Genomic DNA, 21,298 nt, shown 5'->3' with positions numbered 1-21,298 from the left:
CATTTGAGTGTTGATTCAAACAGCCAATCCAAAGATAGTCCGCTTACGTATTGAGACAAAACATTCTTCTTGTTAAACATCGGCGTACAGGCGCCGGCAGAAAGCCAACCCATGAGCCACCCCGCCATGAAAGTCAAAGCCCAGCTCGGATTCGCCTTTGGCGCGCTCGTGGTCGTGGTCCTCGCCGTCTCCGGCCTCTCCCTGCGCTCGCTCAACGAAGCCGACCGGACCTTCAAGAACTACGTGCACGGCATCGACCGGCAGGCCAACCTGGCCGAGGAGATGCGCGATGCCGTCAACCGGCGCGCCGTCGCGGTGCGCAACGAGGTGCTGGCCACCGCGGCGGGAGAGGCCAACAAGGAGCGCGATCTGGTGCTGAAGGCCGACGCCGAAGTGCAGACCCGCATGGCCGAGCTGCAGCGGATGATCGGCGCCGACACCGCCGTGCCCGCCCCCACCCAGGCGTTGCTGGCCGACATGGTGCGCATCGAATCGGTGTATGGCCCCGTGGCGCGCGACATCGTGCGTCTGGCCACCGAAGGCCAGCGTGACCCGGCCATCGCCAAGATCAACCTGGAATGCCGCCCGCTGCTGGCCCAGTTGACGACCAAGGTCGGCGAATTCGTCGTCGACGCGGGCCGACGCGCCGAAGCCCTGCAGCTGGAGGCCGACGAGCGCTTCGGCCACCAGCGGGCGGTGATGGTCGTGGCCTGCCTGGTTGCGCTGGCGCTGGCCATCGCGGCCGGCGTGATCATCGCCCGCCGCCTGTCGCGCGCCCTCGGTGCCGAGCCGGCAGAACTGGGCCTGGCGGCACACCGCGTGGCCGCCGGCGACCTGAGCCCGCTGAGCACGTCGAGCCTGGTCACCCCCGACAGCGTGCTGGCGTCTTTGGCGATCATGCAGAACAGCCTGGCGTCCATCGTGGCGAAGGTCCGCAGCTCGTCGGACTCCATCGCCACGGGCTCGCATCAGATCGCGATGGGCAGCAGCGACCTGAGCAACCGCACCGAGCAGCAGGCCAGCGCGCTGCAGGAAACCGCGGCCACCATGGAAGAGCTGAGCGCCACCGTCCGCCACAACGCCGAGAACGCGCGCCAGGCCAATCAGCTGGCCCAGGGCGCCTCCACCGTCGCCGTGCAGGGCGGCGAGGTCGTGAGCCAGGTCGTGACCACCATGCGCACCATCAACGACAGCTCACGCCGCATCGCGGACATCATCGGCGTGATCGACGGCATCGCCTTCCAGACCAACATCCTCGCGCTGAACGCGGCCGTGGAAGCCGCCCGTGCCGGCGACCAGGGCCGCGGCTTTGCCGTGGTGGCGAGCGAGGTGCGCAATCTCGCTCAGCGCAGCGCACAGGCCGCCCGCGAGATCAAGACCCTCATCAGCGAAAGCGTGACGCGGGTGGAGGAAGGCACGGCGCTGGTCGATCGCGCCGGCGCGACCATGGAGGAAGTGGTCACCTCCATCAAGCGCGTCACCGACATCGTGGGCGAAATCAGCGCCGCCAGCAGCGAGCAGAGCAACGGCGTCGCGCAAGTGGGCATGGCCGTCACCCAGATGGACCAGGCCACGCAGCAGAACGCCGCGCTGGTGGAAGAAAGCGCCGCTGCGGCGCAGAGCCTGCAGCAGCAGGCGCGGGAACTGGTCGAGGCGGTGGCGCTCTTCAAGCTGCCGTCGGACCCTGCCGGGCTGGCCCTGCCGTCAGCGCCGCTGCGCCTGGCCTAAAGCTCACCACTCGCCGATGGCGCGCACCCGCTGGTCCAGGTCGTGGGGTGGATCCTCATAGGCCGACACCAGCTCGGGTGCGGCCGCGAGAATGGACGCCGGCTCGCCGGCCCCTTCCGCCGGCCCCACGAAGGACGGTGCGGAAAAGAAGCGGGCGAAGGCGGTCGGCAGGGGGATGGAGAGCATGGCGGGCTTTCGATGGCGGCCTGAAGCAGCGCGGAATGCGTCGAGACTAGGTCGCCGGCGCCTCATCGGGTGTAGTCCCCCGACCCGTGGCGCTGGCCGATGACCCCCCGTGCAGGCCCGTGCTGCTCCGCTCTGCCCTGTCTGGCCGGCCGCACGCGCGTGCCCGCCCCGCGTCTCACTTGGCGAGCGTGAGCGTGCCTTTCATGATGGCCGAGTGACCGGGGAACGAGCAGAAGTAGGTGTACGGCTCCCCTGCCTTCAGCGCCGTCGTGGCAAACGTTACCGTATCGGCCTCACCGCCGCCAATGACCTTGGTGTGCGCGATCACCCGGGTGTCGCCGTCCTTCACGTAGTTCCGGGCCGCGCCTGCCGCCATGCCATCGGTGGCGGCGCCCTGCATGTCGCCCGCCCGGGTCAGCACCCAGTTGTGGCCCATCGCGGTCTTGGGCAGCTTGCCTGCGTGCTTGAGCTTGACGGTGAACTGTTTGCAGCTGGCGGGCACGGCGATGGCGGCCTTGTTGAACTGCATGGCGTCATTGCCTTCGATCTCGACGGCGCAACCGGCCGCCCATGCAGGCGCGGCCACCGCGCACACCGCCCAAAGCGCCAGGGGTTTCCAGAGGTTTGCCATGTCGTCGTCACCTTTCAGATTAAGAGGGGCGAAGCGTTGTCGGGCTTCGTGGGTGCATCGTAGGCAGATGGCCCGCGCGCAGGTTGACGTGCATCAAGCTCGCACCCTCCCCGCTCCCGGCCCGTGCCGGCGCGCCTAAACTTCCTGCCCCATGCCACAGACCCTGAGCGCCCCTGCCCACAGCGAGATCGTCATCAAGAAGAGCCGCTTCATCGGCTGCGTGCAACCGATGGCCGACCGCGCTGCGGCCCAGGCGGCGGTCGACGCGCTCTGGAAGCAGCACCCGGGCGCGGCGCACATCTGCTGGGCCCTGCTGGCCGGCGGGCAATCGGCCGCCGTGGATGACGGCGAGCCCGGCGGCACCGCCGGCCGACCCATGCTCGACGTGCTGCGGCACCAGGACCTGGAAGGCGTGCTGGCCACGGTGGTGCGCTACTTCGGCGGCGTGAAGCTGGGGGCCGGCGGGCTGGTGCGCGCCTACACGGACTCCATCGCCCAGGCGCTTCTCACGGCCGACAAGGTGCTGCTGCAGCGCATGTGCGTGCTGGAATGCGAAGTGCCCTATGCGCTGGAAGGTGCGCTGCGGCGCGAGATCGAAGCGGCGCACGCCGAACTGCTGCAGGTCGCCCACGGCTCGCAGGTCGTGCTGCGGATCCGGCTGCCGCAGTCAGGGGCCGATGCATTCACCCAGCGGGCGAACGACGTCGCCCAGGGCCGGATCGGCTGGCACACGGCCACTGCCTGAGCGCCAAGCGCAGCCCGGGACGGGTGCAGCGCAGCGCGACAGCACGCCGCCCGCCGGGCGCGAGCGCTGGCCGCCTACAGACGGTGCAGGCGGAGCCGGCGACACTCGTTCACCCCTTCATTCTTCCAGTCAGGACTGCGCGCATGAGCCTCCCTCTCGACGTCATCATCATCGGCGCTGGCTCGGCCGGCCTGGCCGCGCTGCGCGAAGTCCGCAAACGCACCGAGCGGTATCTCATCATCAACGACGGCCCCTGGGGGACGACCTGCGCCCGCGTGGGCTGCATGCCGTCCAAGATGTTGCTGGAAGCCGGCAACTCGTTCCATGCGCGGCACAAGATGCACGCGCTGGGCATCCACGGCGGCGACGGGTTGACCGTGGATCTGCCTGCCGTGCTGCGGCGCGTGCGGGCGTTGCGCGACGACTTCGTCAAAGCGACCCTGAAGGCCACCGATGCGGGCGAGCGCGAGATCTCGGGCCGCGCGCGCCTGCTCGACGCGCGGCGGGTGGAAGTGAACGGCACGACCTACGAAGCGAAGAACATCATCGTTGCGACCGGCTCGCGCCCGGTGGTGCCGGAACCCTGGCTCGCGTTCGGCGACCGCATCCTCACCACGGACACCCTGTTCGAGCAGCCGACGCTCGGCCCGCGCATCGCCGTGATCGGCCTGGGCGCGGTCGGCTCCGAGATGGCCCAGGCGCTCGCGCGGCTGGGCCTGGAGGTGGCCGCATTCAGCAAGCAGCCCACGGTCGCGGGGCTGACGGACCCGGTCGTCAACGACACGCTGGTGACGCTGATGAAGCACGAGTTCCCCGTCAACATCGGCGGCGACGTGCAGTTGCGCGAGGTGGCGGGCGGCATCGAGGTCACCAATGGCACCGCCACGGTGGTGGTCGACCAGGTGCTGGCGGCGCTGGGCCGCAAGCCCAACGTGGATCACCTGGGCCTGGACACCCTGGGGCTGGACCTGGACGACAAGGGCCTGCCGCCCGTGGACCGCCACTCGATGCAGGTGGGGGGTCTGCGCGTGTTTCTTGCGGGCGACGCCGACGGCGACCGGCCGCTGCTGCACGAGGCTGCGGACGACGGCCATATCGCCGGGCTGAACGCTTTTGCGGAGCAGCCCCGCTCGTTCAAGCGCCGCACCCGGCTGGCGATCTCGTTCACGCAGCCGAACGCCGCCGTCGTGGGCCGCAGGCACGCCGCGTTGATGGAAGACGGCGAAGGCGGCTTCATCACCGGCAAGGTCAACTTCGACGACCAGGGCCGCGCCCGCGTGGCCCAGCGCAACCATGGCCGGCTGCACGTGTATGCCGCCAAGGACACCGGCCGGCTGCTGGGCGCCGAACTCTGCGCGCCGGACGGTGAACACCTGGCGCATCTGCTGGCGCTCGCCATCGGGCAGGAACTGACCGTGGCCGAGATGCTGGGCATGCCGTTCTACCACCCGGTGCTGGAGGAAGGCCTGCGCAGCGCATTGCGCGACGCGGCAACGCACCTGCCGCGCATGCAGGACTCCGACCTGGGGGCCTGCGGTGCCTTCGGGGCCAGCGCGCTGGACTGAGCCACCGCCTCGCCACGGGGGCGAACCTCGGCGCAACTTCGGCTCAATTTCGGCTCCGGCTGGCCGATAACGGGGCATCGATCCCGATTTCAGGAGCCTTTGCCATGGACGTCTCGCTCAGCAATTCCATCGTCAGTGCCGCCACCGCCGCCTCGAACCGGCAGACTTCCGATGCCGTGAACGTGGCCGTGCTCAAGAAGGCCATGGACATCCAGGCCGCCGGCGCGGCCACGCTGCTGCAGTCGGTGGCGCCCGCAGCCCAGCCGGCGCTGGCAACCTCCGGCACGCTGGGCACGCAAGTCAACACCTTCGCCTGAGCTTTTGCTATTATTTTTATAGCGTCATCTTGAGCAAATACAAGCGCCCGAGCCGTATTTGACCTATATTTTCGAGGGATTCGGCTGGCAGCGCGACCGCAGCCCTGCACATCCGGCACTCGTCGCTGCGGCTCGCGAGGCAACAAGCCGCCGTGATGCCAGCCGCGGCAACCGGCATGCTCACATCGGCGGTCTGAGGCGCGCGGGCGACAGCCCTGCCACGTCCACGCCCTCCCCTGTCAATGACGCGTCCAGCGGCTCGCCCAGCAGCAGCTGCCGGGCCAGCAGCGAGGCACCCGCCGCGCTCTGGATGCCGTAGCCGCCCTGCGCCGCCAGCCAGAAAAAGCCCGGCACCTCGTCGTCCCAGCCGATCACCATGTCGCCGTCCGGCACGAAGGAGCGCAGCCCCGCCCAGGTGTGCGAGGGGCGGCGTATCTGGAACGTGGTCATCTCCTCGATGTGGTAGATGCCGGTGGCCACGTCCAGCTCCTCGGGCACCACGTCGTGCGGATGGGTCGGGTCGGCATTGGCGGGGGACCCGAGCAACTGGCCGGCATCGGGCTTGAAGTAGCAAGACTCGTCGATCGCCACCACCGCAGGCCAGTCGCTGGTGTGCATGCCGGCCGGCGCGCTGAAGGTGAAAGCGGTGCGGCGGCGCGGCTCCAGGCCGATGGGCCGCACGCCCGCCTGCTGCGCCACCACGTCCGCCCAGGCGCCCGCCGCGTTGACGAGGGTGCCGGCCCGCAGCCGTTCGCCACTGGAGAGCGTCACCTGCCAGCAGGCCGGCGCCCCGCCCTCCGCCGGCAGCCGCTCCAGTGCGGTGACCTCGGCCCCCGTGCGCAGTTGGCCGCCACGCTGGCGCAGGCCGCGCAGGTAGCCCTGGTGCAGCGCATGCACGTCGATGTCCGCAGCGCCCGGCTCCAGCATGCCGGCCGCTACCGCCTCGGGCCGCAGGCACGGCAGCAGCGCCAGCAGCTCCGCCTGCTCCATGCGGCGCACATCGGGCGACCGCTCCCGTGCTTCGGCGATGGCCTCGTCCAGCAGCGGCAGCTGCTCGGGCCCGGCCACGAACACCACGCCGCGCGGGCTCAGGATCGGATCGGTGCCGAACTCTGGCGGCGGCGCGTCGAAGAAGTCCCGGCTCGCCCGCGTCAGCGCGCGGATGTTGGGCGTGCCGTAGGTCTCCATGTAGAGCGCGGCGGAACGCCCGGTGGTGTGATAGCCCGGCTGCGGCTCCCGTTCCAGCACCAGCACGCTGGCCGGGGCCGCGGACCTGTCGGCGTGGGACGTGCCCCCTGCCTGGGCGCGGGCGGCCAGCTGCCAGCCCACGGACGCGCCGGCGATGCCGGCACCGATGACGATGAAATCGAACGACTGCATGGCGGAAACCTCGGGTGTCAGACAGCGGAGACGGAGCCGCCAGCCGCCGGGCCGCCGGCCCGCGCCACGCCCCGCGCATCGTTGGCATCGGGCGCCTGGGTCACGATGGAGGTCAGCGCGGGCGCTGCCGGCACCAGCGCCGCCAGGTCGGGCCGCGGGCGTTCGAGCCCGGCGATGCCGGCGAACGCCTGCTCCAGCGACCGGCCCACGCCCAGCGTGCGCACGTCGCCGCGGAACGGCCCGACCACCTGCAGCCCGAAGGGCATGCCTGCCTCGTCACGGCCGCAGGGCAGGCTCAGTGCCGGATGCGTGGTGAGCGTGGTGACGTAGGTCAGCCCCAGCCAGCGGTAATAGTTGGCCTGTGGCTCGCCGTTGATGTGGCTGGCGAAAAGCTGCGTCCACGGGAATGGCGGCACCGGGGTGGTGGGCGCCAGAATCACGTCGAAGGCCTCGAAAGCCTGCTGGAAGCGCGCCAGGATGCGCGTCTGCTCGGCCTGGCCCCATGCGCTGTCGATGAGCGACATCGCAGCGCCCATTTCGTAGTTGGCGCGGGTGTTGGGCCCCAGGCTCGCCGGGTCGCGCTCGTAGGCCTCGCGCGTGCCGGCGACGAAGGCTTCGGCGCGCAGCACATCGAAGCAGCGATGCACGTCGCCCAGGTCGAAGCGGATGGCGTCGCAGCTTTTGAAGAGGTGGCGCATCGCCGCCACCTTCTGGCGGAACACCCGGCGGATGCCGTCATCGACCGCGCAGGCGCCGAAGTCTTCGGTGTAACCCACCCGCAGGCCCGCCAGGTCCACCGGCGGAGGGTCCAGGAAGGCCATCGCATCCAGCGGGTAGCTGAGGGGGTCGCCGGCCGACATGCCGGCCGTGGCGGCCAGCTGCAGGCAGGTTTCGTCCATCGTGCGGCCCATGGGGCCGACGACGGAGATCGGCGTCCAGCCCAGCAGCTTGCGCGAACTGGGCACCACGCCGGGCGACGGCCGGAAGCCCACCACCCCGCACAGCGCGGCGGGTATGCGCAGCGAACCACCGGTGTCCGAGCCGGTGCACACCGGCAGCATGTCGCAGGCCAGCGCGGCCGCCGAGCCGCCGGACGATCCGCCCGCATTCAGGTTCGGATCGAACGGGTTGCCGGTGGCGCCCCAGACGGTGTTGCGGGAATTGGCGCCCGCGCCCATTTCAGGGATGTTGGTCTTGCCCGTGACGATGGCGCCGGCCGCGCGCAGCCGCGCCACCAGCACATTGTCTTCGGCGGGAATGTTCTCGCGGTAGATCTGCGAGCCATAGGTGGTGAGCAGCCCGGCCGTGGCCTCCAGGTCCTTCACGCCCAGCGGCAGGCCGTGCAGCAGCCCGAGCGCGTCGCCGCGCAGCACGGCCTGTTCGGCGGCGCGCGCCTCGGCGCGGGCCCGGTCATAGCAGGTGGCGGTGATGGCGTTGACGAGCGGGTTGACCGCTTCGATGCGCTGGATGCAGGCCTCCAGCAGCTCCACGGGCGAGATCTCGCGCGTGCCGATGCGCTGGCGCAGTTCAGGGGCGGACAGCTCCACCAGGCGGGAATCGAAGGTCATGGCGTGGTCGTGCAGGAAGGAATACGAGAGGAAAGCGGGAGGAAAGCGGAAGGTAACGGAGGCCGGTGCGGCGGGCAAGGCGGCGCGCCCGAGCAGGAGGCGCGTGCTGCGCGGCAGCGGGGCAGACTGCGTCAGTCGGCCTGGATGCCGGCGCGCTGGGCGATGGCGCGCATCTGCGGCAGCTCCCTCTCGATCAGTGCGCTGACGTCCTTGGCGGGCGCGTAGGCAGGCTCGAAGCCGTTGGCCAGCAGCTTGCTCTGCATGTCGGCATCCGCCACCGCCTGGGCCAGGGCCTGCTCCAGCTTCGTCTTCACGGCGGGGGGCAGGCCGGCGGGCGCGACCAGGGCGAGCCAGGTGTCCATCTCGACCCCTTGAAAACCGCTCTCGGCCAGCGTGGGCACCTGCGGCAGCAGGGCCGAGCGGCGCGCGGACGTGACCGCCAGCGCGCGGATCTTGCCTTCCTTGAGCTGCGGCACGGCAGCGGACACCGTGTCCACCGTGAACGGGATCTGCCCGCCCATCAGGTCGACCATGGCCGGCGCGCTGCCCTTGTACGGCACGTGCTGGATCTTCAGCCCCGCGGCGTGGAAGAACATCTCGCCCGCGAACTGGGACGTGGTGCCGGTGCCGTAGGAACCGTAGGAATACTTGTCGGGCGCCGCCTTCACCGTGCGGATGAACTGCGCGAGATCGCGCACCGGCACGTCCTTGCCGGCCAGCAGGACCAGCCCCGTGCGCCCGGCGATGCCGATGGGCTCGAAACTCTTGACCGGGTCGTAGGGCAGGCGCGGCCGGATGGCCGGGTTGACCGTGAAGGTGGTGCCGGAACTCATCAGCAGCGTGTAGCCGTCCGGCGCCGCCTTGGCGACATAGCTCGCACCGATCACCGTGCCGGCGCCCGCGCGGTTGTCGATCACCACGTTCTGGCCCAGCTGATCGCCCAGCTTCTTGCCGATCAGCCGGCCCAGCACGTCGGTCGCTCCGCCCGGCGGGAACGGGATGACCAGCGTGATGGGCTTGCTCGGATAGCCCTCCTGCGCGGCGGCGAGGCTGGGGACGAGGGCGGCACCGGCAAGCGCTGCAAGCGCGAGCGCACGGGCGAGCGCACGGGCGACGGCCCCGGGGGTGGAGGACAGTATCGTGGGACGGTTCATGGCGACAGCTCCGGAAGGGGTTGGGTGAAAGGGGTGCGAAGGCTCGGGCTTCCGGTCAGCGGTCGTGGGCCGCCAGGCCGGCGCGACCCCGCTCCACGAACCGCGCATATTCCTGCGGTGGCACGAACAGCCCGCCGGTGGTCCAGACCAGATGCGTGCTGTGCGCCAGCACGCGGTCCAGCCCCGTGTTGCCCAGCCATTCGCGGCCGGCGGCACTGCCCGTCAACAGGCCCGGGCCACTGAAGCCCGCGGCCGCAGACGGCTCGATGCGCTCGCCCGTGGCGTCGAGCACCTGGGCGAGGTGCTCGAACAGCGTGGCGTCGCGCACCGTGTAGCAGCCGGAAATCACCGTCCGCATCAGCGCGGCGGCCAGCAGCGATGCGCGTGGCACGGCCAGCCCGTCGGCTTCGGTTTCGTTGGTCAGGCCGTGGTCGTACACCGAGGGGTGGCCGCCCTCGCCTGCCAGCATCTGCACGAGGAAGCAGGGCGACTGCACCGGCTCGGCGAAGAAGCAGTGCACATGCGGCCCGAGCAGCTGGCGCAGCCCGAAGGCGATGCCGGCCGGCGCCCCGCCCACGCCGCAGGGCAGGTAGACGAAGAGCGGATGGTCCGCATCCACGGCGATGCCCGCCGCACCCAGCTGCGCCTGCAAGTGGAAGGCAGCGGCGCTGTAGCCCAGCAGCAGCGACAGGGACCGCTCGTCGTCCACGAAGTGGCAGAGCGGGTCGGCCTCGGCCTCGGCGCGGCCGGCGGCCACGGCGCGTTCGTAGTCGCCCGCGTGCTCCACCACCCGCACACCGCGCTGGCGCAGCCGCTCCTTCTTCCATTCCTTGGCGTCGGCCGACATGTGCACCACCGCCTGGAAGCCCAGCGCCGACGCGGCAACGCCGATGCTCAAACCGAGGTTGCCGGTGGAACCCACCGCCACCTGGTAGCGGCCGAACAGCGCCCTGGCCTTCGGCGCGGCCAGGGCCCGGTAGGCCTGGGCGTCGTCGCCCGGCGCGATCAGGCCGTGCTCCAGCGCCAGGCGCTCGGCGAATTCCAGCACCTCGTGCAGCCCGCCCCGCGCCTTGATGGAGCCGGCGACGGGCAGGCGGTGGTCGGCCTTGATCCACAGCGCGCCGCTGCCGTCGGCCCAGTTCAGCGCGGGCTGCAGCGCGGTTGCGGGCAGCAGGGGCGACTCGATCACGCCATGGCCTTCCAGTTCGGGGAACAGGTCGGCCAGCAACGCCGAGAACCGCACGAAGCGCGCCACGGCGGCCTTCGTATCATCGATGCTAATGCCAGCCGCTTCCGCAGCCGCTTCCGCTGCCAGTACCCGGGGCAGCGCTGGGGCGCGGTCGGGGTTGGCCCAGAAGCAGGGCTGGGCCTGCTCCAGCGAGAGCAGCGTCTCGACAGCAGCGGTGTTGTGGGCAGGCAGGCGTGGCGGCTCGGTGTTCGGCATGGCCCCATTCTTCGCCCGGCCAAGCCCGGCGCGCAACCCATTTATATTGATGCAGCCATCAGCCAGACTAATGCCGGAACCCGCCATGGACACGCGACTCTCCCCCTCCCTGCTGGCCTGGCTGCGGTGTTTTGACGCAGCCGCTCGGCACGGCAGTTTCACCCGCGCAGCGGCCGAGTTGTGCATCACGCAGGGGGCGGTGAGCCAGCAGGTGAAGCAGCTGGAACAGTGGCTGGGCCGCCCGCTCTTTCTGCGCACGCCGCGTGCACTGCTGGCGACGCCCGAAGGCCAATGGCTGGCCGTGGTGCTGCGCGAGAGCTTCGAGGCCATCGAAGGCACGCTCACGCAGATGCGGCGGCCGGGCGAAACGCCAGTGGCCACGCTGAGCTGCTCGCCGTCCTTCGCCATGCAGTGGCTCACGCCCCGCATGGGGGAATTCTTCCGCATGCACCCCGATATCGGTCTGCGGGTGTTCGGCGAGTTCCATCGGCTGGACCGCGCCCGCATGGTGCAGGGCGGCATCGAAGCCGCGGTGCGGTTCGACCTGGGCGGCTACACCGATCTGCAGGCGACGCAATTCCTCGACGAGTGGCTGCTTCCGGTCGCCAGCCCCGGCTTCATGGCGGCGCACCCGGGGCTGCAGGACCCTGCCCAGCTGCAGGGCGATTGGTTGCTGCACGACAGCACCGCCTGGGAAGGTGCCGGCGCGCATGAGGAATGGGCACACTGGCTCAGCGGTGTCGGCGCCCCGCTGCCCACCTGGGGCGGGGGCCCGCAGTTCAACCTGTCGCAGCTGGCCCTCAGCGCGGCCCTGGCCGGTCGCGGCATCGCCATGGGCCGGGCCGCGCTGGTCTTGGAAGACCTGATCGCCGGCCGCCTGGTGCCGGTGTTTCCCCACTGCGTACAGTCCCGCGCCGCCTACTCCTTCGTGACCCTGCCCCGGCCGGACCCCGCCATGGCGCGGGTAGGCGAATGGCTGGTGCAGGAAGGCCAGCGCTTCGCCGCCCAGCGGGCATCGGTCCTAGCCCCACCAGCCAAAAAGAATATTTAAATACTCTTTACAGGAAAAAAGAGTATAAATAGCATCATGAATGACGCTTCGTTAATTGAATCCCTGGCTGCGGCCCGGAAGGCGCAGCAGATCACCCAGGCCCAACTGGCGGAGCGCGCAGGGCTCTCCCGCATGACGGTGCAGCGCACCGAGGGCGGCGATCTCGACCCGCGCTTTTCCACGCTGGCGGAAATGGCGCGGGTGCTGGGGCTGGAGCTCATCGCCGTGCCGGCAGCGCTGCGGCCGGAACTGCAGGCGTTCATCCAGTCCGGTGGCCGCTTCCTGGGCCAACCCGCAGGCGCCGACGCCCCGCCCTCGGTGGTGGACGGTCTGCGCCAAAACCTCTGACAGCCCGGCAGTGCGCTGAAGCCCCGCCACGCCGCCAGGCCTTGCCATGTCCACCGCCATCCGCTATCTGCGCCTCTACCTGCACCGCCCCGCTGCGGCAGGCGGCGGACGGCGCGCCATCGGCTACCTTTCGCAGTACGGCGACATCCTGCGCGTGTCCTTCGATACCGACTACATCGACGACCCGTCGCGGCCCACCCTGTCGCTGGGCTACCGGGGCGACAACGAAGCCGCCACCCGGCAGATCCTGTCGTCGGCCCGGGACGCACGGCTGGTGCGCACCGACGGGCGCTGGCCCCCCTATTTCCAGAACCTGCTGCCAGAAGGCCACAACCGCGAACGGCTGGCACGCGAGCGCGGCTGCAGCGCCGACGATGAATTCGAGTTGCTAGCCGCTGCCGGCCATGACCTGATGGGTGCGCTGGAGGTGGAGCCGGTGCCGCCGCAGGACGGTATTCCCGATGTGGTGCGGCACTGGCACACCACCCAGGGGCTGGACGTGCTGGAGCCGGGTTTCGTCGAATTTCCGGTGGAAGACGCGGCCTCGCTGCCAGGCGTGGTGACCAAGTTCAGCGCGGTGCAGGACGGGCGCCGCTACATCGTCAAGCGACGCGGCGCCGCCGGCAGCGTCATCCTGAAGCTGCCGACCACCGCCCACCCCGACCTCGTCGCCAACGAATTCGCCTGCTACCAGCTCTGCCGCTCGCTGGGGCTGGAATGCGCCGAGGCGCAGGTGATCTTGCGCGCCGACGCCGAACTGCCCGAGACGGTGCCCTTCGACGCCATCCTCGCCGTACAGCGCTTCGATCACCTGCCGGATGGGTCGCGCGTGCACATGGAAGAGTTCAACCAGGTACTGGGCTATCCCCCGCGCCAGAAGTACGGCCGCGGGCTGCTGCAGGACTGGGCCACCATGCTGCGGGTGCTGGATCGGCTCAGCGCCCAGCCGGTGCAGGACGTGCGGGAGTTCGTCAACCGCATGGTCGCGTTCATCCTGCTGGGCAATACCGATGCGCACCTGAAGAACTGGGCCCTGATCTACCCCGATGGGCGCACACCCCGGCTTGCGCCGGTGTACGACCCGGTGTGCGTGGCGGCCTTCTTCCAGGACACGCCGGAAACCCAATACGCCGTCAACCGCGCCATCGACCGCACGCTGCTGGCCTTTGGCTGGGCGGACCTAGAGGCGCTGCTGAAGGCCGCAGGCCTGCTGCGCCCCACGCGCTACGTGGCCTGGGCGCGAGAAGCGGCCGCCACGGCGCAGGCGCAATGGCCGGCGCTGCTGGAACAGGCCCCGGTCAGTGTGCGGACGACCGTTCTGGCGCGGCTGCACGGGCAGACGGCGCTCGGAGGCTGACCGTATCTGCCGAATGAAGCGGACGCAACCGCGCGCTGCGCGCTGCGCGCTGCGCGCTGTGCCTGCGCCCGGGTCCGCGTCGGGTCCGGTCCGCCGGTCAGGGTGCCTTTGCGCTCACCCGCCAGACGGCGTTGCCCACGTCGTCGGCCACCAGCAGGCCTCCCTTGGCGTCCAGCGCCACGCCGACCGGCCGGCCCCAGGCATCGCCCTCGGGGCTGACGAAGCCGCCGAGCACTTCCACCGGCTGGCCGGCGGGCTGGCCCGCGGCGAACGGCACGAACACCACGTTGTAGCCGCTGCGCGGCTTGCGGTTCCACGAGCCGTGCTGACCGACGAACGCGCCACTGGCCAGGGCGGGCGGCAAGGCCGTGTGCACCTGCGGGTCGGAAAAAACCAGGCCCAGCGGCGCCACATGTGCGCCCAGCGCGTAGCTGGGGGAAATGGCCCCGGCCACCAGGTCGGGGCGCGCCGGCTTCACCCGCTCGTCCACGTTCTGGCCGAAGTAGCTGTAGGGCCAGCCGTAGAAGCCGCCGTCCTTCACCGAGGTCAGGTAGTCCGGCACCAGGTCGCTGCCGATCTGGTCGCGCTCGTTGACCACCGTCCAGAGCGTCTGCGTGCCGGGCGCCCAGCCCATGCCGTTCGGGTTGCGCAGGCCGCTGGCGAAGATGCGGTGGGCGCCGGTGGCACGGTCCACCTCCCAGATGGCCGCGCGCCCGGTTTCGGCCTCGATGCCGTTTTCCGCGACGTTGCTGTTGGAGCCCACGGTCACGTAGAGCTTGGCGCCATCGGGACTGGCGATGAGGTTCTTCGTCCAGTGGTGGTTGAACGGCAGCGCGGGCAGATCGGCCACCTTGGTGCCCGGCGCGGTGATCTGCGTCTGGCCCGGCTGGTACGGAAAGCGCACCACCGCGTCGGTGTTGGCCACATACAGGTCGCCGCCCACCAGCGCCATGCCGAAGGGCGAATTCAGACCCTGCTGCAGCAGCACGCTGCGGGTTTCGGCCACGCCATCGCCGTCCGCGTCGCGCAGCAGCGTGATGCGATTGGCCGGCGTGCCGCCCGAGCCTGCGCGGGCCATCACCTTGCCCACGACCCAGTCCATCGCCTTCTTCACCACGCCCTGATCGGGCTGCGGGGCCTTGGGCGGCGTGTTGGTTTCAGCCACCAGCACGTCGCCGTTGGACAGGGTGATGACCCAGCGGGGATGGTCCAGCCCGGTGGCGAACGCCGTCACCTGCATGCCGGCCATGGGAGACGGCTGCTGCCCCTGCGGCCAGCCCTTGGCGGGCGCGATGTGCACGGTCGGGATCAGCGTCTTGTTCGGCTCGGGCAAGGTCGGCGTGGGACCGACGCCGGCATCGAAGGGCAGCTTGGCGGTGTCGCCGCAGGCGGCCAGGCTGGCCAGGGCGACGGCGCCCAGCAGATAGGACGGGACGCGGCGCCAGGTGCCGGGGCGGTGGGAGGTTGCAAGCGGATGGGGCATGGCGCGGGAATCAAGAGCGGAAGGTGGAGCGCAGTGTGGCGCCTGCCCGCCCGCGCGTCTGTCAGCGGCCCGCCTGACCTAATTGCTGCGCATGCACGGGCGTCGCGGTCCTCAAGCCTCTCATGCCGACGCCCTGAGCCAGCGCGCCGGTGTCCCTGACCTTTGGACGGTTCGGCTTGAAACAGAACTCAGTGCGACGCGTTTTTCGACAGCAGCTGAATCACCGCCACGCCCGCCACGATCAGCGCCATGCCCCCGATCGCTGCGGCATCGAGCTTCTGGCCATACAGCACCCAGCCGACGATGGAGATGAGCACGATGCCCAGCCCCGACCAGATGGCGTAGACGATGCCGGTGGGCAGGCTCTTCATCACCTGCGAGAGCATGAAGAACGCGATGCCGTAGCCGATCACCGTCAGCACGGCGGGCCAGAAGCGGGTGAAGCCTTGCGATGACTTGAGTGCGGAGGTGGCGATGACCTCGGCCACGATGGCGATGCCCAGGAGTGCGTAGGGATGCATGAGAAGGTGGACGGGTAGTGGATGGCGCAATGGCAGCCAGCCAGCCAGCCAGCTGCGACTGGATGGTTGCCTGCATACTGGAGCGGCTTCGGTGCCAGGGCTGGCGAGAATCCCGCTTGGTGCCGGACTATACGAACCACCGGGCCGCCTCTCGTCTCCGCGCCCGGGTGCCCCGCCTCGTTCTGCGGGCTTGGTTGCCAGCGCCAGGTGCTTGTGAGCCAGCGGCCCGGCCAGCCGCGCCAGACCATCGGAACTCGTTTGGCGCCATGTAGGCGAACACCGCATTTCGCCCTCGGCGGCGCGATGCGCGCGCTGCAGGCCTTAGCCTACGGGCATCGCCCCGCTTCCCCCAAGTGGCTTTTGCGCGCGGGCCCCTCGGCGCGTCTGCCCCAACCCTGTTGATCTCTCTCTGCCTGTCCGCCATGCACCCGTATCCACTCCCACGCAACGCCCCTCTGCTTCGCCCAGCCCGCCCTACCCCGCTGGCCCGCCCCCAGAAGACGGCAGCCGCCGTGCTGGCCGCGCTGGCCGGCATGGCCGCCTCCGCGCCAGGGGCCTGGGCCCAGGAGCCGGGCGACGCCCGCTCGCTGCCCACGGTAGAGGTGCAGGGTGGCAGCGCGCAAGCGCAACGCCGCTTCGACGCCGCGGCCAGCAGCACGCGCGTCGAGGTGGACACGTTCACCGCGCCGACGCCCCTGGTCAATCTGTCGGAGCTGCTCGCCGGGCAGGCCGGCGTGGTGGCGCTGGACCGGCAGAACTACGCGCAGGACCTGCAGATCGCCGTGCGGGGCTTTGGGGCGCGGTCCACCTTCGGCGTGCGCGGCGTGCGCATCCTGGTGGACGGCATCCCCGCGACCATGCCTGATGGCCAGGGCCAGGCCGCCACCGCGCAACTGCAGTCGGCGGCGCATGTGGACGTGCTGCGCGGCCCGCTGGCCCAGCTCTACGGCAACGCCGCCGGCGGTGTGCTGCAGGTGACCACGCGCGAGCCGCGCGAGGGCGGGGGCGCGCAGGCGTCGGTGGCAGCCGGCTCGTACGGGCAGCGGCTGGTGGACGGATCGATCGATTTCGGCGACCGGACGCTGGGTGGCCTGGTGGATGTGTCGCGTTTCGAGACCGACGGCTTTCGCGACCACAGCGCTGCACGCCGCACCCACCTGAACGGCAAGCTGGTCGCCCGGCCTGATGGCGACACCACCATCACCACCCTGGTGAACCTCTACGACCAGCCCAAGGCGCAGGACCCGCTGGGCCTGACCCGCGCGCAGTGGGACGCCAACGCTCGCCAGGCGCCTGCGGTGGCCGACAGCTTCGACACCCGCAAGTCCGTGTCGCAGAACCAGCTGGGCGTGGTGCTGGAGCGCCGCCTGGGCGAGCACGACAGCGTGCGCGCCCGCGCCTATGGCGGCACGCGGCAGTTGCGCCAGTACCTGTCGTTCAGCGGTGCGGCCAGCAACAGCTCGGGCGGCGTGGTGGATCTGGACCGCGACTATTACGGGCTCGGCCTGGCCTGGACGCATGCCACGCGCCTGCCTTCGGGACTGCCGCTGACCTGGACGCTCGGTGTCGATGCCGATCGGCAGAGCGAGCTTCGCCAGGGCTTCGTCAACAACAACGGCACGGCCGGCGCCCTGCGGCGCGACGAGCGCGACCGCGCCGGCAATACCGACGTCTATGCGCAGGTGGATGCCTGGATCGCGCCCGCATGGCGGGCGGTGGCCGGCCTGCGCAGCAGCCGGGTGCGCAGCACGGTGGACGACCGGCTGGTCAACGCCGTGAACCCGGACGACAGCGGGGGCCGCACCTGGACGCACACCAGCCCTGCGCTGGGGCTGGTCTGGGCCGCCACCGACGCACTGAATCTGTACGCCAACGTGGGCCGCGGATTCGAGACGCCCACCCTGGCCGAGATGGCGTACAGCGCCAGCAACAACGGCCCCAACTTCGGGCTGGCCGCATCGCGCAGCCGGCAGATGGAGCTGGGCGCCAAGTGGCAGGGCGTCGTGCACCGCGTGGAAGCCGCATGGTTCGACGCACGCAGCCAGGGGGAGATCGTGCCCGCTGCCACGGTGAACGGCCGCACGGTGTTCCAGAACGCCGACAACGTGCGCCGGCGTGGCCTGGAGCTGGCCTGGAGCGCCCGCGCGGGCGCCTGGACGCCCCGCGCCGCCTACACCTACCTGGACGCGTATTTCGGCAGCCCCTATGACGGCGCGGGGGGCGCGCAGGTCGGTGCCGGCAATCGCCTGCCCGGCACCGCGCGACACGTGGCGCAGCTGGTGGTGGACTACGCACCCACGCAGGCATGGCAGCTGAGCGCATCGCTCGATGTGTCGAGCAAAGTGCCGGTCAACGACACCAACACCGACGCTGCGCCGGGCTACGCCGTGGTGGGGCTGCGCGCCGGCTACACGCTGGGCGGGCGGGGTGCGGGCACCGCAGGCACATCGCCGCGATGGCAGCTGTGGGCACGGCTGGACAATCTGATGGACCGCCGTTACGCAGGGTCGGTGATCGTCAACGACGGCAACGGACGATTCTTCGAGCCGGCTGCGGGCCGCAGGGTGATGGTGGGGCTGCGGGCGCAATTCCTGTAGAGCTCATTCCCGGCTCGGGCTCGTTTTCGGCCTCGGCGCTTGATACGCAAGCCTTTCAAGCTATTATTTTTATAGCGCCTCCTGGGCGCTCAGCCCGGGCACATCCGTCCCCTGGCTTGGCGGCCATTCAGCGTCTGCGCTCGCGCGCGCGTGCACCAATCCTCGGGCGTTCCGGTGTCGGCGAGGGTCGAGGGTGGGTGTCGTCAGGTTCGACGAAAGGAGGCAGCGTTTGCCCCGGCTGGGCTGCTGGTGGACGTTATGTAAGTTTCACGTCAGTTTCAACCGGCGAAATGACCTCATTCCCGGCGCGAGACCGGGCGCCAGGGAGGGCTCCGAGGAACCACGCCGCAAGAGGAGCCGCGTTCATGCGTTCAGCGAAGCCGATCAGCCAGTCCACCCGCAAGATCCTGAAGTTGCTGGTGCCCGTGCTGATCGTGGCGCAGGTGGTGGCATTCTTCTTCCTCCACTTCTCCAACCGGCGCATCGCTCTGGAGAGCGTGGACGCCGCGCTGGAAGCAGGCTCGCGCACCTTTGCCTACACCACGGCGACGCGGCGCGAGTACCGGCAACTGACCTCGCAGCTGGTGGCCAAGGACTTCGGGCTGGTGGGCACCATCGCGAATGGCAACCGTGCCACCATCGAATCCGCGCTGATGAGCCAGCTGGCGCGGACCGGCGCCGAAATGATCGTACTCACCGACCTGCAGGACCGGGTCATCGCACGCGCCTCCAGCACGCCGTCCCTGAACGAAACCGATGCCGATTTCGACCGCCGTCTCAAGGAGGTCTTGAGCGACGTGAAGCGCCCGTCGGGAAACCTGCTGCCGATTCCCACCGGCGAGGCCCGCACGCCCCTCTTTGCGTTGATCAAGATCGAAGTCCGCGCCCCCATGCCTGTCGCGCAGATGTATCTGGCGTTTCGCATCAACGATGCCGCGATCGCCGAGTTCACCCGCATGACGCAGATGTGGATGGCCTTCGTGTCGCATGGCGAAGGCGCCCATCCGAAACTGTCGGTCCACACGTCCACGCTGCCCCCCGATCTGGGAGTGGCCGACATTCCCCATGACGAGCTGAAGGCGTCGGGCTCCACGGTGACGTCTTCCACGGGGGACCAGTACCGTGTCAAGCTGCTTCCGATGGGGGGTATTGCGGGCTACACGGTCGAGGCGGTGGTGGCCAAGCCCTTCGCACCGGTGTTCTCACCGTTCCTGAAGCTGGAGGGCCTGTTCGCGACCAGCATCCTGCTCAGCTCGCTGATCTCCATCCTGGCGGCGAACCTGATCACGCGCCGCGTGGTGAAGCCGCTGGAAGACGTGGCGCAGAAGGACGCGCTGACCGGCCTGGCCAACCGCCGGCTGTTCGAGTCCAACCTGAAGAATGCCCAGCAGAACCAGGCGGCCCTGGGCAGCGGCTTCAGCGTCATGATGATGGACCTGAACAAGTTCAAGCAGGTGAACGACACCTATGGGCACGAGGCCGGCGACGTGGTGCTGAAGGCCGTCGCTCAGCGCGTGCGCAAGCTGATGCGCACGCCCGACACCCTGGCCCGGCTGGGCGGGGACGAATTCGCCGTGCTGGTGCACACGCACGACGCGCAGCGTCTCATCACCCTGTCACAGGCCATCGTGGACGCGGTGGCGCAACCGATCCAGCTGGCGTCCGGCACCTGGGTGGAGGTGGGCACCAGCATCGGAATCGCCTCTGCGCCGCAGCACGGTGCCACCGGCGACTACGTGGTGCATGCTGCCGATCTGGCGATGTATGAGGCCAAGAAGCAAGGCGGGGGCTATGCGTTCGCGGAGGCACCGGAGGCGCCCGCACCGGATTGACGCGATGCGCGGCACCTGACGGGCGTGCAACCGCCCGGTGCGCCGCATGCCGCCATCAGCCGCGTGAGGGGCCCGCCTTCGGCTTCTTCGAGCCCAGCCGTGACTCCGTGCCCTTGATCAGCCGCTGGATGTTCTCGCGGTGGCGCCAGGCCAGCAGCGCCGACATGACGGCGATCGCAAGCCCGATGCGCGCGTCGGCATACCAGACCACGCCGCTGAACAGGACGTAGTAGAGCGGCGCGAACAAGGCGGCGGCCAGCGAAGCCAGGGACGAGTAACGGAAGAAGAAGGCGATGATGATCCACGTCAGCAGCGTGGCCAGGCCCAGCCAGCCGCTGATGCCCACCAGGACGCCCAGCGCGGTCGCCACGCCCTTGCCGCCCTCGAAACGGAAGAACACCGGCCAGAGGTGGCCCAGGAATGCCGCCAGGCCCACCAGTGCGACGGTGCCCTCTTCCAGGCCGTAGGGCTGGCCGAACCAGCGCACCAGCGCCACCGGCAGCCAGCCCTTGAGCGCATCGAACAGCAGGGTGACGATGGCTGCCGCCTTCGAGCCCGAACGCAGCACATTGGTGGCACCCGGGTTCTTGCTGCCATAGGTGCGCGGATCGTTCAGCCCCATCGCCCGGCTGACGATGACGGCGAACGAAAGCGAGCCGAGCAGGTAGGCGGCGACGGCAGCGAGCAGCGGGTACAGGGCGGTCAAGGTGTTGTCTCTTGTGGGATTGGGAGGGGTTGACTGCGCGCGGCGAGCCACCGCCGCACCAGGGCACGCGGCCGCGCCCCAGGCGCGCGCCGTGCCGGAACAGCCGGCTATTCTGCCAGCGCGCACTGCACGGGCCGCGCGCCCAGCAGGTCCACGCACACCCGCGGATCGATCTGCACCAGAAAGCCTCGCCGGCCTCCGTTGATGCCAATGCGCGGCAGCGCAAGAACGCTCTCTTCGATGTAGACGGGCATGTCGCGCCGCGTGCCGAAAGGCGACGTGCCGCCCACCAGATAGCCGCTGTGGCGGTTGGCGACCTCGGGCTTGCACGGCTCGACCGACTTGGCACCGATCTGCCGCGCCAGATTCTTGGTCGACACCTTGCAGTCGCCGTGCATCAGCACGATCAGCGGACGGGCGTCCTGGTCCTGCATCACCAGCGTCTTGATCACCGCATGCTCGTCCAGGCCCAGCTGCCGCGCAGACTCGGCCGTGCCGCCGTGTTCCACGTAGTCGTAGGGGTGCTCCGTGAAGGGCATCTTCCGCGCGCGCAACAGCTGCGTCGCGGGCGTCTCGCTCACATGCGTGGTCTTGTCTTTCTTGGCCATGCCTTGAGAAGCTTTCGGAAAAAATTTTTGAACCGTCGCGGCTCCTCGGGCGAACAAGTTGTAGAGCGCCGCCAGCC

At 69.8% G+C, this 21,298-nt stretch carries 19 protein-coding genes; 9 read left to right on the top strand and 10 right to left on the bottom strand.

Translation table 11 applies throughout. The features are described 5' to 3' along the window. Positions 1–126 precede the first annotated feature (126 nt). Entirely contained in the window at positions 127–1,728 is a 1,602-nt protein-coding gene (locus tag ASF94_RS07855) for a methyl-accepting chemotaxis protein (RefSeq protein ID WP_235505297.1), read from the top strand. 3 nt (positions 1,729–1,731) lie between these two features. Here the strand turns inward: ASF94_RS07855 and ASF94_RS07850 are convergent, their stop codons facing one another. Beyond that, on the bottom strand, positions 1,732–1,914 hold the full coding sequence (locus ASF94_RS07850) for a hypothetical protein (protein WP_056663991.1): 183 nt from the start codon (positions 1,912–1,914) through the stop codon (positions 1,732–1,734). A 175-nt stretch (positions 1,915–2,089) separates the two neighbouring features. Beyond that, a complete protein-coding gene (gene azu, locus ASF94_RS07845; protein ID WP_056663988.1) occupies positions 2,090–2,545 on the bottom strand; it encodes an azurin in 456 nt (151 codons plus the stop codon). 151 nt (positions 2,546–2,696) lie between these two features. Between azu and ASF94_RS07840 the strand changes: the two genes are divergently transcribed. The 3 genes from ASF94_RS07840 (at position 2,697) to ASF94_RS07830 (ending at position 5,172) form a co-directional block, all read left to right on the top strand. Further along, a complete protein-coding gene (locus ASF94_RS07840) occupies positions 2,697–3,290 on the top strand; it encodes a YigZ family protein (RefSeq protein ID WP_056663986.1) in 594 nt (197 codons plus the stop codon). Between the two features lie 143 nt (positions 3,291–3,433). Next, positions 3,434–4,855, top strand: coding sequence for a dihydrolipoyl dehydrogenase (locus tag ASF94_RS07835; protein WP_056663981.1), 1,422 nt, complete (start codon positions 3,434–3,436; stop codon positions 4,853–4,855). Between the two features lie 104 nt (positions 4,856–4,959). Continuing rightward, a complete protein-coding gene (locus ASF94_RS07830; RefSeq protein ID WP_056663977.1) occupies positions 4,960–5,172 on the top strand; it encodes a YjfB family protein in 213 nt (70 codons plus the stop codon). A 180-nt stretch (positions 5,173–5,352) separates the two neighbouring features. Here ASF94_RS07830 and ASF94_RS07825 read toward each other — a convergent pair whose 3' ends face one another. The 4 genes from ASF94_RS07825 to ASF94_RS07810 all read right to left on the bottom strand — a co-directional run bounded on the left by ASF94_RS07825 (position 5,353) and on the right by ASF94_RS07810 (position 10,718). After that, on the bottom strand, positions 5,353–6,552 hold the full coding sequence (locus tag ASF94_RS07825) for an FAD-binding oxidoreductase (RefSeq protein WP_056663974.1): 1,200 nt from the start codon (positions 6,550–6,552) through the stop codon (positions 5,353–5,355). A 17-nt stretch (positions 6,553–6,569) separates the two neighbouring features. Next, positions 6,570–8,120 (bottom strand): amidase, encoded by a 1,551-nt coding sequence (locus ASF94_RS07820; RefSeq protein ID WP_056663971.1) that lies wholly within the window; start codon positions 8,118–8,120, stop codon positions 6,570–6,572. A gap of 131 nt (positions 8,121–8,251) precedes the next feature. Continuing rightward, the gene (locus tag ASF94_RS07815) at positions 8,252–9,274 is read right to left on the bottom strand and encodes a tripartite tricarboxylate transporter substrate binding protein (protein WP_082493061.1); all 1,023 of its coding nucleotides are present in this window, start codon (positions 9,272–9,274) and stop codon (positions 8,252–8,254) included. A gap of 55 nt (positions 9,275–9,329) precedes the next feature. Then, positions 9,330–10,718 carry a D-serine ammonia-lyase gene (locus ASF94_RS07810; RefSeq protein WP_082493059.1) on the bottom strand — a complete coding sequence of 463 codons (1,389 nt, stop codon included), beginning with the start codon at positions 10,716–10,718 and terminating at the stop codon, positions 9,330–9,332. Between the two features lie 85 nt (positions 10,719–10,803). Here ASF94_RS07810 and ASF94_RS07805 point away from each other — a divergent pair, with 85 nt between their 5' ends. The 3 genes from ASF94_RS07805 to ASF94_RS07795 are packed head-to-tail and all read left to right on the top strand — an operon-like array spanning position 10,804 to position 13,474. Further along, positions 10,804–11,769 (top strand): LysR family transcriptional regulator, encoded by a 966-nt coding sequence (locus tag ASF94_RS07805; protein ID WP_056664841.1) that lies wholly within the window; start codon positions 10,804–10,806, stop codon positions 11,767–11,769. Positions 11,770–11,805: 36 nt separating this feature from the next. Further along, positions 11,806–12,117, top strand: coding sequence for a helix-turn-helix domain-containing protein (locus ASF94_RS07800; RefSeq protein WP_056663969.1), 312 nt, complete (start codon positions 11,806–11,808; stop codon positions 12,115–12,117). A gap of 46 nt (positions 12,118–12,163) precedes the next feature. Further along, entirely contained in the window at positions 12,164–13,474 is a 1,311-nt protein-coding gene (locus ASF94_RS07795) for a type II toxin-antitoxin system HipA family toxin (RefSeq protein WP_056663964.1), read from the top strand. A gap of 97 nt (positions 13,475–13,571) precedes the next feature. Here ASF94_RS07795 and ASF94_RS07790 read toward each other — a convergent pair whose 3' ends face one another. Both ASF94_RS07790 and ASF94_RS07785 read right to left on the bottom strand, forming a co-directional pair. After that, complete coding sequence (locus ASF94_RS07790; protein ID WP_056663961.1) at positions 13,572–14,957, bottom strand: sorbosone dehydrogenase family protein; 1,386 nt, start codon at positions 14,955–14,957, stop codon at positions 13,572–13,574. Positions 14,958–15,145: 188 nt separating this feature from the next. After that, positions 15,146–15,478: an SMR family transporter gene (locus ASF94_RS07785; RefSeq protein ID WP_056663958.1), complete on the bottom strand. Its 333-nt coding sequence runs from the start codon at positions 15,476–15,478 to the stop codon at positions 15,146–15,148. Positions 15,479–15,900: 422 nt separating this feature from the next. Here ASF94_RS07785 and ASF94_RS07780 point away from each other — a divergent pair, with 422 nt between their 5' ends. Together ASF94_RS07780 and ASF94_RS07775 are read left to right on the top strand one after the other, a co-directional pair. Beyond that, positions 15,901–18,075, top strand: a complete 2,175-nt coding sequence (locus ASF94_RS07780) for a TonB-dependent receptor (protein WP_056663955.1) — start codon at positions 15,901–15,903, stop codon at positions 18,073–18,075. 365 nt (positions 18,076–18,440) lie between these two features. Beyond that, entirely contained in the window at positions 18,441–19,907 is a 1,467-nt protein-coding gene (locus ASF94_RS07775) for a diguanylate cyclase domain-containing protein (protein WP_056663953.1), read from the top strand. Between the two features lie 55 nt (positions 19,908–19,962). Here ASF94_RS07775 and plsY read toward each other — a convergent pair whose 3' ends face one another. Next, positions 19,963–20,613 carry a glycerol-3-phosphate 1-O-acyltransferase PlsY gene (gene plsY / locus ASF94_RS07770; protein ID WP_056663950.1) on the bottom strand — a complete coding sequence of 217 codons (651 nt, stop codon included), beginning with the start codon at positions 20,611–20,613 and terminating at the stop codon, positions 19,963–19,965. A 107-nt stretch (positions 20,614–20,720) separates the two neighbouring features. Beyond that, positions 20,721–21,221: an aminoacyl-tRNA deacylase gene (locus ASF94_RS07765; RefSeq protein ID WP_056663947.1), complete on the bottom strand. Its 501-nt coding sequence runs from the start codon at positions 21,219–21,221 to the stop codon at positions 20,721–20,723. Between the last annotated feature and the right edge of the window lie 77 nt (positions 21,222–21,298).

The sequence above is a fragment of the Acidovorax sp. Leaf160 genome (assembly GCF_001424265.1).
Lineage (GTDB): Bacteria > Pseudomonadota > Gammaproteobacteria > Burkholderiales > Burkholderiaceae_C > Paracidovorax.
This window is presented reverse-complemented; position numbering and strand designations above follow the sequence as displayed.